Origin of the sequence: Pseudomonas resinovorans NBRC 106553 (assembly GCF_000412695.1) — a bacterium.
GTDB lineage: Bacteria > Pseudomonadota > Gammaproteobacteria > Pseudomonadales > Pseudomonadaceae > Metapseudomonas > Metapseudomonas resinovorans_A.
The window spans coordinates 3,369,035-3,383,004 of record NC_021499.1 but is presented as its reverse complement, the minus strand read 5'-3'; the positions used below and the strand labels follow the sequence as shown (position 1 = coordinate 3,383,004).

At 66.2% G+C, this 13,970-nt stretch carries 9 protein-coding genes; 3 read left to right on the top strand and 6 right to left on the bottom strand.

The window, feature by feature from the left end; translation table 11 throughout:
• Window positions 1–144 precede the first annotated feature (144 nt).
• Together PCA10_RS15215 and PCA10_RS15210 are read left to right on the top strand one after the other, a co-directional pair.
• Window positions 145–822: a response regulator transcription factor gene (locus PCA10_RS15215; RefSeq protein ID WP_016492952.1), complete on the top strand. Its 678-nt coding sequence runs from the start codon at window positions 145–147 to the stop codon at window positions 820–822.
• 117 nt (window positions 823–939) lie between these two features.
• Complete coding sequence (locus tag PCA10_RS15210; RefSeq protein WP_041770294.1) at window positions 940–6,426, top strand: trifunctional serine/threonine-protein kinase/ATP-binding protein/sensor histidine kinase; 5,487 nt, start codon at window positions 940–942, stop codon at window positions 6,424–6,426.
• Between the two features lie 870 nt (window positions 6,427–7,296).
• Here PCA10_RS15210 and PCA10_RS15205 read toward each other — a convergent pair.
• The 3 genes from PCA10_RS15205 to PCA10_RS15195 all read right to left on the bottom strand — a co-directional run bounded on the left by PCA10_RS15205 (window position 7,297) and on the right by PCA10_RS15195 (window position 9,727).
• Window positions 7,297–8,352: an alpha/beta fold hydrolase gene (locus tag PCA10_RS15205; protein ID WP_016492949.1), complete on the bottom strand. Its 1,056-nt coding sequence runs from the start codon at window positions 8,350–8,352 to the stop codon at window positions 7,297–7,299.
• Window positions 8,353–8,536: 184 nt separating this feature from the next.
• Window positions 8,537–8,947, bottom strand: coding sequence for a cupin domain-containing protein (locus PCA10_RS15200; RefSeq protein ID WP_016492948.1), 411 nt, complete (start codon window positions 8,945–8,947; stop codon window positions 8,537–8,539).
• A 24-nt stretch (window positions 8,948–8,971) separates the two neighbouring features.
• Window positions 8,972–9,727: an SDR family oxidoreductase gene (locus PCA10_RS15195; protein ID WP_016492947.1), complete on the bottom strand. Its 756-nt coding sequence runs from the start codon at window positions 9,725–9,727 to the stop codon at window positions 8,972–8,974.
• A 271-nt stretch (window positions 9,728–9,998) separates the two neighbouring features.
• On the opposite strand from PCA10_RS15195, the gene PCA10_RS15190 reads away from it, so the two are divergent.
• Entirely contained in the window at window positions 9,999–10,910 is a 912-nt protein-coding gene (locus tag PCA10_RS15190) for a LysR family transcriptional regulator (RefSeq protein WP_016492946.1), read from the top strand.
• A 2-nt stretch (window positions 10,911–10,912) separates the two neighbouring features.
• On the opposite strand, the gene PCA10_RS15185 is transcribed toward PCA10_RS15190, so the two are convergent.
• The 3 genes from PCA10_RS15185 to PCA10_RS15175 form a co-directional block, all read right to left on the bottom strand.
• The gene (locus PCA10_RS15185; protein ID WP_016492945.1) at window positions 10,913–11,431 is read right to left on the bottom strand and encodes a DinB family protein; all 519 of its coding nucleotides are present in this window, start codon (window positions 11,429–11,431) and stop codon (window positions 10,913–10,915) included.
• Window positions 11,432–12,402: 971 nt separating this feature from the next.
• A complete protein-coding gene (locus tag PCA10_RS15180; RefSeq protein ID WP_016492944.1) occupies window positions 12,403–12,633 on the bottom strand; it encodes a hypothetical protein in 231 nt (76 codons plus the stop codon).
• A 53-nt stretch (window positions 12,634–12,686) separates the two neighbouring features.
• Window positions 12,687–13,889, bottom strand: coding sequence for an NAD(P)/FAD-dependent oxidoreductase (locus PCA10_RS15175; protein ID WP_016492943.1), 1,203 nt, complete (start codon window positions 13,887–13,889; stop codon window positions 12,687–12,689).
• Window positions 13,890–13,970: the final 81 nt, after the last annotated feature.

Sequence of the window (13,970 nt, the reverse complement as noted above, 5' to 3'; positions counted from 1 at the left end):
GGCCGGCCATCGACACCAAACGGGATGCCGGCCCGCGGCCGGAGGCATCGGTGCATTGTTGTGGGCGGTGTCGAGGAGTAGATTTTCTGACTTGCACCCCGTGCGTGGGCTATCGGTCATATCGGTCACCGGAAAGGAGGCGAGATGAGTTCCTGGTCGCATTCAACGTCGACGCAAAACCCGAGCAACCAGAAGGAACCGGTGGTCTATGTGGTCGACGACGACGAGTCGATGCGACTGGCCCTCGACGGCCTGCTGCGGTCCATCGGCCTGCGGGTGGAGACATTCGAATCGACCCAGGACTTCCTGAGCTTTTCCAAGCCCAACGTACCCAGCTGCCTGGTGCTCGATGTCCGGCTGCGCGGTGAAAGCGGCCTGGCCTTCCAGGAGCAGATCGACAAGAGCGGCGTGCACATGCCGATCATCTTCATGACCGGCCACGGCGACATCGCCATGACGGTCAAGGCCATGAAAGCCGGTGCGGTGGATTTCCTCGCCAAGCCGTTTCGCGACCAGGACATGCTCGACGCCGTGGCCAATGCCTTGAGCCGCGATGGCGAGCGCCTGGCGGCCGAGCAATCGATCACCGCGCTGCGCAGCGCCTATGATTCGCTGACCGCCCGCGAACGCGAAGTCATGGGCTTCGTGGTGGCGGGCCTGATGAACAAGCAGATCGCCTCCGAACTGCACCTCAGCGAAGTGACCGTGAAGGTTCACCGTGGCCAGGTCATGAAGAAGCTGGCGGTTCGCTCCGTCGCGGATCTCGTCCGGAAATCGGAATCCTTGGGCGTTCAGCCACAGCCAGGGAAACCGTCCCGATAGCGACGGCGTCACTTCACGTGCGTCCGCTTGCCTGATCGCCGCGTAGGTCCTTGGCCTGATCGCGGCGTGGAACGGCTAAACCACTACCCAGGGGCTCCGACACCGATGGATAACACTTTGCAGATCCTCTGGGACGATGGTGAGCGGGTCTTCAGTCGCGGACAGCGGCCGGAGGAGGGCGGTGGCAACGTCCTGCTGGCGCAGCCCGCCGCCAAGCAGCCGTTGCCGGCCAGCCTCGATCGCCTCGCCCATGAGTTCGGCCTGAAGGACGAACTGGATGGCGCCTGGGCGGTACTGCCCGTGGAGCTGCTGCGCGAGGGCGGCCGCACCCTGCTGGTACTCGAAGACCCGGGCGGCGAACCCCTGGCGGGGCTGCTCGGCGCGCCCATGGAGACGGAAGAGTTCCTGCGTCTGGCGGCGAGCATCGCGGCGGCCCTGGGCAAGCTCCACCAGCGCGGACTCCTGCACAAGGACCTCAAGCCCAGCCACATCCTGGTGAACTGCGCCGACGGCCAGGCGCGACTCACCGGCTTCGGCCTGGCTTCGCGCCTGCCACGGGAACGGCAAGCGCCGGAACCACCGGAAACCATCGCCGGCACGCTGGCCTACATGGCCCCCGAGCAGACCGGGCGGATGAACCGCTCGATCGATTCGCGCAGCGATCTCTACGCCTTCGGCGTCACCCTCTACCAGATGCTCACCGGCGCGCTGCCGTTCACCGCCTCCGAGGCCATGGAGTGGGTGCACTGCCATATCGCCAGGAAGGCGGTCGAGCCGCGCACGCGGGTGGAGACGGTGCCCGCCGTGATCTCACGCATCGTCATGAAGCTGCTGGCCAAGACGGCCGAGGAGCGCTACCAGACCGCCGCCGGTGTCGAGCATGACCTGCGCCGCTGCCTGGCGGACTGGCAGCGCCAGCAGCGCATCGATGACTTCCCCCTGAACGAACAGGACACCCCCGACCGCCTGCTGATACCCGAGAAGCTCTATGGCCGGGAGTACGAGGTGGGCACCCTGGTGGCGGCGTTCGCGCGGGTGGTCCGGAGCAGCTCGCCGGAACTGGTGCTGGTCTCCGGCTACTCCGGTATCGGCAAGTCCTCGGTGGTCAATGAGTTGCACAAGGTGCTGGTGCCGCCACGGGGGCTCTTCGTCTCCGGCAAGTTCGACCAGTACAAGCGCAACATTCCCTATTCGACCCTGGTGCAGGCCTTCCAGGGCCTGGTGCGCACGCTGCTCGGCAAGAGCGACCGGGAACTGACGACCTGGCGCGGTGAGTTGCTGGAGGCCCTGGAGCCCAATGCGCGGCTCATGACCGACCTGATTCCCGAGCTGAAGCTGATCATCGGCGAGCAGCCACCGGTACCGGAGCTGGAGCCGCAACAGGCGCAACGGCGGTTCCTGCTGGTGTTCCGGCGCTTCATCGAGGTATTCGCCCGGGAGGAGCATCCCCTCGCGCTGTTCCTCGACGACCTGCAGTGGCTCGACGCGGCGACCCTCGACCTGCTCGAGGACCTGCTGGTCCGCTCGGAGCTGCGCCACCTGATGCTGATCGGCGCCTACCGCGACAACGAGGTGGACACCACCCATGCGCTGACGGCCAAGCTCCAGGCCATCCGCAGTGCCGGCGTCCGGATCGATGAGATCAAGCTCAAGCCCCTGACCAGTGGGCACATCGAGGACTTGATCGCCGAGGCGCTGCACAGCGAACCGGCGCGCATCCAGCCCCTGGCGCAGCTGGTGCAGGACAAGACCGCCGGCAACCCGTTCTTCGTGATCCAGTTTCTCCAGGCCCTGGCCGAAGAGGACCTGCTGGCCTTCGACCATGACGCCCGGCATTGGCGCTGGGACCCGGATCGCATCCATGCCAAGGGTTACACCGACAACGTCGTGGACCTGATGGTGGGCAAGCTGGCGCGCCTCTCGGACGAAGCGCAGCAGGCGCTGCAGCAGCTGGCCTGCCTTGGCAACGTCGCCGGGATCAAGGTGCTCGCCACCGTGCTGGGGCTTCCCCAGGCCCAGGTCCACGGGGTGTTGTGGGAGGCCATCCGGCAGGAACTGGTGGAACGCAGGGAAGGCACCTACGCCTTCGTCCACGACCGCATCCATGAAGCGGCCTATTCGCTGATCCCCCAGGCTTCCCGCGCCGAGGCCCACCTGCGGATCGGCCGGCTGCTCGCCTCACAGACCCCGGCGCAACGGCACGAAGAGATCATTTTCGAGATAGTCGGGCATCTCAACCGCAGCGCCACGCTCATCACCGACCCGCAGGAACGGGAGCAACTGGCCCGGTTCAACCTGCTCGCCGGCCAGCGCGCCAAGGCGTCGACCGCCTACGCCTCGGCGCTCGCCTACCTGCGCACTGGCGTGGAGCTGCTGAACGAGGATTGCTGGGCGCGTTGCCATGAGCTGATGTTCGCGCTGAAGCTGAACCAGGCCGAATGCGAGTTCCTCACCGGCCGCCTGGCGGTGGCCGACGAGCGCCTGGCGGTCCTCGCCGAGCGCGCCGTGACCACCGTCGAGCGCGGCCAGGTGGCCTGCCTGCAGATGGATGTGTACCTGCTGCTCGACCGCAGCGACCGCGCCGTCGCGGTCTGTCTCGCCTACCTGGACCACGTGGGTATCCAGTGGTCGCCCCATCCGAACGACACGGATGTGCGCAGCGAGTACGACCACATTTGGTCACTGCTCGGGGACCGCAGCATCGAGGAACTCATCGATCTGCCGCTGATGGAGGACGCGGCTTCCCTGGTGACGGTCGCGGCCCTGAGCAAGCTCTTCGCCCCGGCCTTGCAGACCGACGCGAACCTGGCCTGCCTGACGATCTGCAAGGCGGTCAGCCTCAGCCTTGAGCGGGGCAACTGCGACGCATCCTGCGTGCTCTACGCCAACGTCGGCCGGGTCGCCGGGCGGCATTTCGGCGACTATCAGGCCGGCTACCGCTTCGGCAAGCTGGGCTGCGAACTGGTGGACCGACGCGGCCTGAAACGCTTCGAAGCCAGCACCTACCTGTGCTTCTCGATCTTCGTGGTGCGCTGGATGAAACCGGTGAGCGAGTGCCGCCCCTTGCTGCAGCGCGCATTCGCCGCGGCCAACCGCATCGGCGACCTCCCGTATGGCGCCTATGCCGGCAACAGCCAGAACTCGGACTCCCTGTTCGCCGGCGAGCCGCTGCCCGAGGTCCAGGTGGAGGCCGAACGTGGCCTGGCCTACGCCGAGAAGGTGCGCTTCGGGCTGGTCATCGACTTCATCGGCGCGCAGCTGGCGCTGATCCGCATGCTCCGCGGCCTGACCTCGACCTTCGGCTGCTTCGACGACGGCGAGTTCACCGAAGAGCGTGCCGAGGCCCATCTGGCCAGCAGCTCGGACCTGGCGCTCGCCGAGTGCTGGTACTGGATTCGCAAGATGCAGGCGCGCTATACCGCCGACGACTACGACGCGGCCATGGCGGCCAGGGCCAAGGCGCAAGTCCTGCTCTGGACCTCCTATTCGTTCTTCGAGGAAGCCGAGTACCACTTCTATGGCGCCCTGGCCCGCGCCGCCTGGTGCGCGAGCCGGCCGGCCGAGGAGCTGGACCAGCACCTGGAGGCCCTGGCCGAGCACCATCGCCAGCTCGAGGTCTGGGCGCAGCAGAGCCCGGCGACCTTCGCCAACCGGGTGGCGCTGGTGGGGGCGGAGATCGCTCGCCTGCAAGGCCGCGTGCTGGAGGCCCAGATGCTGTACGAGCAGGCCATTCAGGCTGCGCAGGACAGCGGTTTCGTACAGATCGAGGCGCTGGCCAACGAACTCGCGTCGCGCTTCTACGGGGCGCGCGGTTTCGCCCGGATCGCCCGCCTGTACCTGCAGGACGCCCGCTACGGCTACCTGCGCTGGGGCGCCGACGGCAAGGTGCGGCAACTGGAAGCCAAGTACCCGGACCTGCGCACGGAAGAGCCCGTCCCGGGCCCGACCACCACCATCGCCACGCCCGTCGAGCACCTCGACCTGGCGACCGTGCTCAAGGTGTCCCAGGCCGCGTCGGGGGACATCGTCCTGGAAAAACTCATCGACACGGTCATGCGCACGGCCATCGAACAGGCCGGCGCCGAACGCGGCCTGCTGATCCTCTCGGACGCCGGCGCTCAGCGCATCGCCGCCGAGGTGGCCACCGGCGACGACGCCACCCGGTTGCGCGATGTCCCCGCCAGTTCGGCGCTGTTGCCGGAGTCGGTGCTCTATCACGTGCTGCGCACCCGCGAGAGCGTGTTCCTCGACGATGCGGTGGTCGAGCCGGCGTTCGCCGCCGATCCCTACATCCGCCAGCACCGCGCCCGTTCGATCCTCTGCCTGCCGCTGATGAACCAGGCGAAACTCACCGGCGCGCTCTACCTCGAGAACAACCTGACCGCGCGGGCGTTCAGCCCGGCGCGGATCGCCGTATTGAAGCTGGTGACCTCCCAGGCCGCCATCTCCCTGGAGAACGCCCGCCTGTACCGCGACGTGGAGGAGCGCGAAGCGAAGATCCGCCGCCTGGTGGATGCCAACATCATCGGCATCATCGTCTGGAGTACCGACGGCGAGATAGTCGAGGCCAACGACGCCTTCCTGCGCATGGTGGGCTACGAGCGGGACGACCTGGTCTCCGGCCGCGTGCGCTGGGCGGACATGACCGCCCCCGACTCGGTTGAAAGCAGCCGGTTGGCCCTGGCCGAGGCCGTGCAGACCGGGCACACGCTGCCCTTCGAGAAGGAGTACATCCGCAAGGACGGCAGCCGCCTGCCGGTCATCGTCGGCCTGGCCACCTTCGAAGGGAGTCGCAAGGACGGCGTCGCCTTCGTGCTCGACCTGACCGAGCGCAAGCAGGCCGAGGGGAAATTCCGCGACAGCGAGCGACGTTACCGCGAGGTACAGAACGAACTGGCCCACGCCAACCGCGTGGCGACCATGGGCCAGTTGGCGGCCTCCATCGCCCATGAGGTCAACCAGCCGATTGCCGCGACCGTGACCAACGCCCATGCCGCGTTGCGCTGGCTGGGCGCCCAGCCGCCGGAGATCGGCGAGGTCGGGCAGGTGCTCGGGCGCATCATCAAGGATGCCAATCGCGCGGCGGACGTGCTCGGCCGGATCCGCGAGCTGATCCGCAAGGCACCGCCGCAGAAGGCGCCGGTGGACGTCAACGAGGCGATCCGCGAGATGATCGAGTTCACCCACGGCGAAGCCACCAAGAGCGCCGCCACGGTCCAGGCGCAACTGGCCGAAGGCCTGCCGCTGATCCAGGGCGACCGGGTGGAGCTGCAGCAGGTGCTGCTCAACCTGATCATCAATGCCTTCGAAGCCATGAACGGTGTGCGTGACGGCGTGCGGCAGCTGCATATCCGCACCGAGCAGGATGGCGACGGCTGCGTGCTGGTGACGGTGAGCGATACCGGGCCGGGATTCGCCTCCGAGAGCGTCGAGCAGGTGTTCGCGCCGTTCTACACCACCAAGCCCACCGGGCTGGGCATGGGTTTGTCGATCTGCCGTTCGATCATCGAGACCCACGGCGGCCGGCTGTGGGCGAGCGCCAACCGGCCCCGTGGGGCGATCGTCCAGTTCACCGTGCTCGCCCGTCCGGCGGATTGGCCGTAGCTTCGTAGGATGGGTTGAGCCTGCGATACCCATCGGCGGGGCCGCGCGCCATGCTTCCCGGCTAGACCGCGCATCGATGGGTTTCGCTTCGCTCAACCACATCCTACGGGTGCCTTCGGGACGTAGTTCGTAGGATGGGTAGAGCCTGCGAAACCCATCGGTCTGGCGACGCCATGCTTTCCGGCTAGACCGCGTATTGATGGGTTTGGCTATGTCTGCGTTAAGTGTTGTTAGCGAGTCTTGAGCCGAGCTGTTTATCGAGCGGGCTGTGGGTTTCTGTTTCGTCCCCCCGGACGAGTCCCTTTCTCAGTCGCCGAAAGGAACCAAAGGGCTTGCCCCTGCATCCGGCCCGACTTCGTCGGGTCCCCTCGCTCCATCGTTGCTCCGGGGGCACGGCGTGAGGGGCCATCCCTGGCCCCGCACGCCTCTCGCGGCATCCATGCCGCTCGTCCCCCTGCGCAACGATTCCGCTCGGCCTCCTGAAGGGGCGGTCTGCGCGGCGTCATCTCCTCTGCAGGCTTGCAAGCAACGAATGGGCATCAGGCGCGAGTCACCCCTCTCCCCCTGGGAGAGGGGCGGGGGAGAGGGAGGCATCAGGCCGGCGCGGAGGTCCGAAAGAGCCAGCTTCGTAGGATGGGTTGAGCCTGCGATACCCATCGGCGGGGCCTTGCGCCATGCTTCCCTGCTAGACCGCGCATCGATGGGTTTCGCTTCGCTCAACCACATCCTACGGGTGCCTTCAGGACGTAGGATGGGTAGAGCCTGCGAAACCCATCAGGGGACTGGCGTTAAGCTTTCCGGCTGGACCGTGCATTGATCGGTTTCGTTTCGGTCTAGCGGAACGCCGCCCGCCATCCTACAGGTGCCGTATCAGAGGTGGTCGGCATCGACGACCGCCTTGGCAAACGCCTGCGGGTCTTCCTGGGGCAGGTTGTGGCCGATGCCGCCGGTGATCAGCCGGTACTCGTACTTGCCGGTGAAACGCTTGGCATAGTCCTCCGCCTTGGGGTGGGGAGCGCCGTTGGCGTCGCCTTCGAGGGTGATGGTCGGTACGCCGATCGAGGGCGCTGTGGCGAGTTTCTGCTCCAGGGCCTGGTAGCGGCTTTCGCCCTGCACCAGGCCCAGGCGCCAGCGGTAGTTGAAGACGGTGATGGCCACGTGGTCCGGGTTGTCCAGGGCCGCCGCGCTGCGGTTGAAGGTGGCATCGTCGAAGGTCCATTTCGGCGATGCCAGTTTCCAGATCAGCTTGGCGAAGTCGTGGGTGTTCTTTTCGTAGCCGGCGCGGCCGCGCTCGGTGGCGAAGTAGAACTGGTACCACCATTGCAGTTCGGCCTCGGGGGGCAGGGGGTTCTGGCCCGCCGCCTGGTTGCCGATCAGGTAGCCGCTGACCGAGACCAGCGCCTTGACCCGCTCCGGCCAGAGCGCGGAGACGATGTCCGCCGAGCGCGCCCCCCAATCGTAACCACCGAGCACGGCACGCTCGATCTTGAGTGCATCCATGAAGTCGATGACATCGCTGGCCAGGGCGGCGGGTTGGCCGTTGCGCACGGACTGCTCGGAGAGGAAGCGGGTGTCGCCGTAGCCCCGTGCGTAGGGCAGCAGCACGCGATAGCCCTTGGCCGCCAGCATCGGGGCGACCTGGTCATAGCTGTGAATGTCGTAGGGCCAGCCGTGCAGCAGGATGACCACCGGCCCATCGGCCGGGCCGACTTCGGCGTAGGCCACATCGAGCAACCCGGCCCGCACATGCTTGAGCGCGCCGAACGGAGAGGCTTGCTGCGTGGCTGCAGGGGCGGCGGGCTCCGCGCCCGGGGCCGCTTGCGCCTGGTGCGCGCCGAATTGGATCAGCGCGGCGGCGAGGATCGACAGGCCGAGCAGGGGGCGGCGCTTCTTGTCGGTTGCTGAGTTCTGCAGTGCCACATTCATGGGACGTCTCCGTTGCAGGCAATTGGCCGGGGTGGCCGCGTGCCTACAGTTGAACGCCCGGACGTATCTGGCCCATGTCCGCTTTGCGCCTGGATTCAAGCCCATGTATCCGGCGACCACCCGGATACACTCCGATACACACGCGGGCCGGGCCTGCGCCTGGCCCGCGATTCGCTGCCGTCGCTCAGTCGACGGGAATCACCGGCGGCTTGTTCACGTCCTTCAGCAGGAACACCACGAACCTCGCGGGTTTGTCCTGGCTGGCGTTTCGGCCGACCGTGTGCAGGTCCTGCGGTCCTTCATGGAAGCTTTCCCCGACGTTCAGCGTGACCTCCTTGCTGCCGGCCACGCCCATGACCACGGAGCCTTCCAGTACATAGACGAAGCCGTGGGCGTCGTGCCGATGCACCGGGTCGGCGCCACCGGGCGGATACTCCACGGTGAGTATCAGCACTTCCTTGCCCGGGTAATCCGGCAGCTGCTTGACCATCACGCTGTTGACGATCGGCGGCGGCGGGGTGGCGGGCTGTTCCTGGGCCATGACGAATCCGCTGCACAAGAGGGCCAGCAGGGCGGCGCGATAGGGGTTCTGCATGAGTCTTTCCTCCTCTGGCCGCGCTCAACGCGCGGTGGCGCTGGTCCTGAGCCAGGCGTCGAAGTGGGTCGGGCCGAGGATCGGGTCGGCACCCGGGGTCAGCGACTGATCGTCGATGGGCGCACCGAAGTAGGTGGCCTCGGCATCGGCGACCACCTCCCGCTGGTCCCCGTTGTGCTGCAGGTAGGTCTTGACGAAGTAGGCGATTGGCCGCCGCTCGGGCCCGGCCACCTCGCGGGTCTGGTTGCCGGGCGCCTGCAGGGCGACGTCCGCCAGTGCCGCCGCGACGTCGGCACTGGCGATCGGCTGCAGGGCGGCGTCGGGCAGGCGAACGCTGTCGCCCTGGGTGCCGGAGTAGGCGATGGCGCCGATGAACTCGAAGAACTGCGTGGCCCGCAGGATGGAGTAGGGCACGCCCGAGGATTTGATCAGCTTCTCCTGGGCCATCTTGGCCCGGAAGTAACCGCTGCCGAGCATGCGTTCGGTGCCCACCACCGAGAGGGCGACATGGTGCTTCACCCCGGCGGCCTTTTCCGCGACGGCCAGGTTGCGCCCGGATTGTTCGAAGAACTCCAGGACGGCGGCGTCCTCGAACGACGGGGAGTTGGCCACGTCGACCACCACCTGGGCGCCTTGCAGCGCCGCCTGCAGGCCCTCGCCGGTTACGGCGTTGACCCCGGATTTCGGCGAGGCGGCGAGGACCTCATGGCCCTTTTGCCGCAGGTTGTTACACAACTGGCTGCCGATCAGGCCCGTACCGCCAATGACGACGATCTTCATGAGTGTGCCCTCCAGGTGAGCGTGCATCTGCCGATGTGTCACGAGCGCACGACGGCGCAAGACAGCGCTCGCGGAAGAGGGGCTGGAGGAACCACGACGGCCGCATGCGACAGGACGGGCAACGACGCATTGCGAGTGATCCGTATTGAGTTTAAATCTAGGTCCGCAGACCGATTCGTCCACGTGCACTGATCGGCGGAGCGGCACCCGCCTACTGGTTCGGCCGGGGTGCCTGAATCAAGACATACAACGGACTGGGGGAAGAACGTCGATGAACCGGAACGATCTACGCCGTGTGGACATCAACTTGCTGGTGGTCTTCGAGACCCTGATGTTCGAGAAGAACCTGACCCGCGCTTCGGAAAAGCTGTTTCTCGGCCAGCCTGCCGTCAGCGCGGCGCTGGCACGCCTGCGCGACCTGTTCGACGATCCCTTGCTGATCCGCAACGGGCGCAGCTACGAGCCCACCAAGCGCGCCCTGGATATCCTCAGGGAGCTGCAGCCGGCCCTGGACACCATCTCCAGCGCCGTGAGCCGGGCGAAGGATTTCGACCCGGCGACCTTCCGCGACACCTTCCGCATCGGGCTGTCGGACGATGTCGAGTTCGGCCTGTTCCCGCCGCTGCTCAACCAGATCCGCCGGGAGGCGCCCGAGGCCATAGTCGTGGTGCGGCGGGTCAACTACCTGCTGATTTCCTCCATGCTCGGCTCCGGGGAGATATCGGTGGGGGTCAGCTACACCACGGACCTGCCGGCCAACGCCAAGCGCAAGCGGCTGCGTGACCTGCATTGCAAGATCCTGCGGGGCGACGACCGGCCCGGCGCGCTGACCCTGGATGACTACTGCGAGCGTCCCCATGCGCTGGTGTCGTTCTCGGGCGATCTGTGCGGGAACATCGACAACGACCTCGCCCGGCTCGGCCGGTCCCGCCGGGTGGTGCTGGCGGTGCCGCAGTTCAGCGGCCTGCGCTCGATCCTGGCCGGTACGGAAATGCTCGCCACGGTGCCCGACTTCGCCGCCCAGGCGTTGATCGACGGCTGCGGCCTGCGCGCCGATGAGCCGCCGTTCCCCATCGTCGCGTCCGAACTGTCCATGGCCTGGAGCGCCGGGACCGACAACGATCCCGCCGAGCGCTGGCTGCGCGAACGCATCGCCGAGCACATGGCCGCCCCTTCAGCCTGACCTCAGGCGCTGGTGTACAGCGGAAAGGCCTCCCGCAGAAATACCGGGAGGTCGGTTATCGGCGGCCTGGCGGGAATCTCGAAATACATCTGGATCACGCTCCCACGGTGATAGGACGCGTGGTTGACCACATGCATCAGCATTGCGCCGGCGGTCATGACGCCGGGGTCCCCCGAGCAGAAGACGAACTCCACCGGCTGGTTCAGGGATTCGTCGGTCTGCCTGTCGCTCCAGTCCACGAACCATTCATTCATGGCCCGTTGCGCCGGCCAGAGGTCGGCCAGTTCGGGGTAGGGCACTTCCAGTCGCGTCTTGTAGCCATGCTCCCGGTGTTCCAGGTGGGCGCGCCAGATGCAATCGACAACGTGGATGTGATTGAGGGTACCTATGATGCTCTTGCACAGGGACACGCGCTCCTTGCTCACCTCCTCCGGGGGCAGTGCGGCCAGGTCCGCGAAAAGCCGCTGGTCGACCCACTGCTTGTAGTGGGCAAGCATGCTGGCGGTGCGAAGGTTGATCATCAGGGACCTCCTGCAGCGTGGGAGGGCTGCTGGGTGGGGCGGGCGCGCTGACGGCCGCGACCCAATCGATTGTAGGTCAGGGCGAGATGGCCATAGGCAAGGTGCTTCGCGGATTGCCAGGGGAGGTACAGGTTAATGCTGGATGGTTTTTTTGCTCAGCTGATTTTCGTGTGTGCTTTGGGTTTCTGTTTCGCCCTCCCGGGCGACTCCCTTTGGCAGTGACGTAGGATGGGTTGAGCGGAGCGATACCCATGCGGACAAAGCTGATGGGTATCGCAAGCTCAACCCATCCTACGAAACTGCCTGACACCTCCCTCTCCCCCAGCCCCTCTCCCGGGGGGAGAGGGGTGACTCGCGTGAGCGAGTGCTCGACAGTCCTGTTGCCCACACAGGCCTGAAACGAAGCAAGGAAGATGACGCCGCGCAAACCGCCCCTTCAGGAGGCCGAGCGGAATCCTTGTGAAACGGAGCGAAGCGAAGTAACAGCCGCAGGCTGGCCCGAAGGGCGAGCGCAGCGAGCCAGGAGGACGAGCGGCATGGATGCCGCGAGAGCCGCGCAGGGCCATGGATGGCCCTTCGCGGCGGGCCTCCGGAACGACGATGCAGGGAGGGAACCCGGCGCAGCCGGGCCGGATGTCGGGGCAAGCCTTTTGCTTCCTTTGGGTGGTGCGGCATTCCGACGGCTGCCAAAGGAAGTCGCCCGGGAAGGCGAAACAGAAACCCACCGCCAACGCGACAATGAACTGAGCAACGAACCCGCACACCGTATTGCCAATCCAGTGCAGTACGTAGGGTGTATGTCGCTCTTCACATCCACCATCGGCGCTCGGCCGAACCTCGCCTGGTGGACCGATGAAGCGTGGTCCACCCTACATGGCTCTTCCCATAACTCCGCGAATAACCATAAAAAAAGCCCGCCAACAAAACGCTTGGCGGGCCAGGTGGGGTCCGGAGCAGACTCCCTTCAGCAGCTATCGGGCACTCAGGCGCTTGAGCGCCAGCAAACGCAGGACATAGCCGAGCTTGATCGCGGTCGGGCCGAGCATGGTCATCAGGTGGGCCATCAGCAGGGCGAGCATCGACAGATAGTCGTCAACGACATAGGCCAGCAGGATTCCGAGCAACAGCATCACCACCCCACTGGCCAACACCTGGTTCGACAGTTTCAACGCCTGGCACGGGTTCTCGAGAAAATCGAACATCGCCACTTCCCTTGTAGTTTTTCACGAGCGGCCTGTGGCCACGCATCGCCGGATCAGGCCACCGGGATCATCGGGTCGGCCGCTGCCAGGGCGGTGGCGCGGTCGGCCGCCGGCGGATAGATCCAGATGGTGTTGATCTGGGTCTTGAGGTCCTTGGCTTCCTGCTTCACCAGCTTGAGTTGGCGATCCCAGCCTTCGGTGAACACCGCGCCCCAGGCGCCGAGGTCCAGGCAGGTCACGTACTTGGGCTGGCGGTAGGGGGTGGGCTCGACGCCCAGCAGGTCGGCGGCCACGTTGTTGCCGGCGTGGCGACCCAGGGAGATCGCGTGCTGGCAGGACATGGCGGCGAAGTTGCCGAGATCGTCGGTGGCGGCGTAGGCCACATCGCCGGCGGCGAATACGTCGCTCTGGCCGAATACCTTCAGGTTGTTGTCGACGTGCAGTCGGCCCTGGGCGTCGCGTACGCCGGTGAGTTGCTCGGTGAGCGGGTTGGCGCGGAAGCCGACGGTCCAGATCACCGTCTTGGCGTCGATGCGCTTGCCATCGGCCAGGGTTACGCCGTCGGCGTCGACCGAGGCCACGGTGGCGCCCAGCACCCATTCGATGCCCAGGTACTCGGAGGCCTCGGTGATGGCGGGGCGGATGCCATCGCCCAGGGCCGCGGCGATCTTCGGACCCCGGTCCACGACAATCACCCGAACCTCGCTGTCGTCACCCAGGGCGGCGCGCAGGCGGGCCGGCATCTCGGTGGCGGTTTCGATGCCGGTGAAGCCGCCACCGGCCACCACCACGGTATTGCGCGCGGCGCTGTAGGGCTGGTCCTTGAGGGACTTGATATGCCGTTCCAGCTGGGTCGCCTGTTCGATCTGGTCCACATCGAAGGCGTATTGCTGCATGCCCTCGACATTCGGGCGGATCACATTGCTGCCCGCCGCCAGCACCAGTCGGTCGTACTGCAGCTTGGCGGGTTGGCCGGACTCGTCGAGGTAGCCGACGGTCTTTGCCTGTTCGTCGATGCTGTTGGCCGCGCCTTTGACGAAGTGCACGCCAACCGACGCGAACAGGTCGCCCAAGGGCGCGGACATCTTGTGCACGTCGGCTTCGTAGAAGCGCGGGCGAATTCGCAGTTCGGCCTGGGGAGCGAGCACGGTGATGTCCACGTCGTTGCGATCATGCTTGTCCAGAAGGCGGGCAGCACTCAAGGCGCTCCATACTCCACCGAATCCTGCGCCGATAACCAGAATATGCCGTTTCATGGGGTGCTCCTGAAGCTAAGAAAGAATCAAGGGAAGTTGGTAGTAGAACCGCGCGCGACGAACGCCGACTGCTGTGGGGGA

What these genes read in the sequence shown, in the direction of transcription:
- PCA10_RS15190 (WP_016492946.1), top strand. Translation starts at nt 9,999, where the DNA reads ATGAACCGGAACGATCTACGCCGTGTGGACATCAACTTGCTGGTGGTC.
- PCA10_RS15205 (WP_016492949.1), bottom strand. Translation starts at nt 8,352, where the DNA reads ATGAATGTGGCACTGCAGAACTCAGCAACCGACAAGAAGCGCCGCCCC.
- PCA10_RS15175 (WP_016492943.1), bottom strand. Translation starts at nt 13,889, where the DNA reads ATGAAACGGCATATTCTGGTTATCGGCGCAGGATTCGGTGGAGTATGG.
- PCA10_RS15195 (WP_016492947.1), bottom strand. Translation starts at nt 9,727, where the DNA reads ATGAAGATCGTCGTCATTGGCGGTACGGGCCTGATCGGCAGCCAGTTG.
- PCA10_RS15185 (WP_016492945.1), bottom strand. Translation starts at nt 11,431, where the DNA reads ATGATCAACCTTCGCACCGCCAGCATGCTTGCCCACTACAAGCAGTGG.
- PCA10_RS15200 (WP_016492948.1), bottom strand. Translation starts at nt 8,947, where the DNA reads ATGCAGAACCCCTATCGCGCCGCCCTGCTGGCCCTCTTGTGCAGCGGA.
- PCA10_RS15215 (WP_016492952.1), top strand. Translation starts at nt 145, where the DNA reads ATGAGTTCCTGGTCGCATTCAACGTCGACGCAAAACCCGAGCAACCAG.
- PCA10_RS15180 (WP_016492944.1), bottom strand. Translation starts at nt 12,633, where the DNA reads ATGTTCGATTTTCTCGAGAACCCGTGCCAGGCGTTGAAACTGTCGAAC.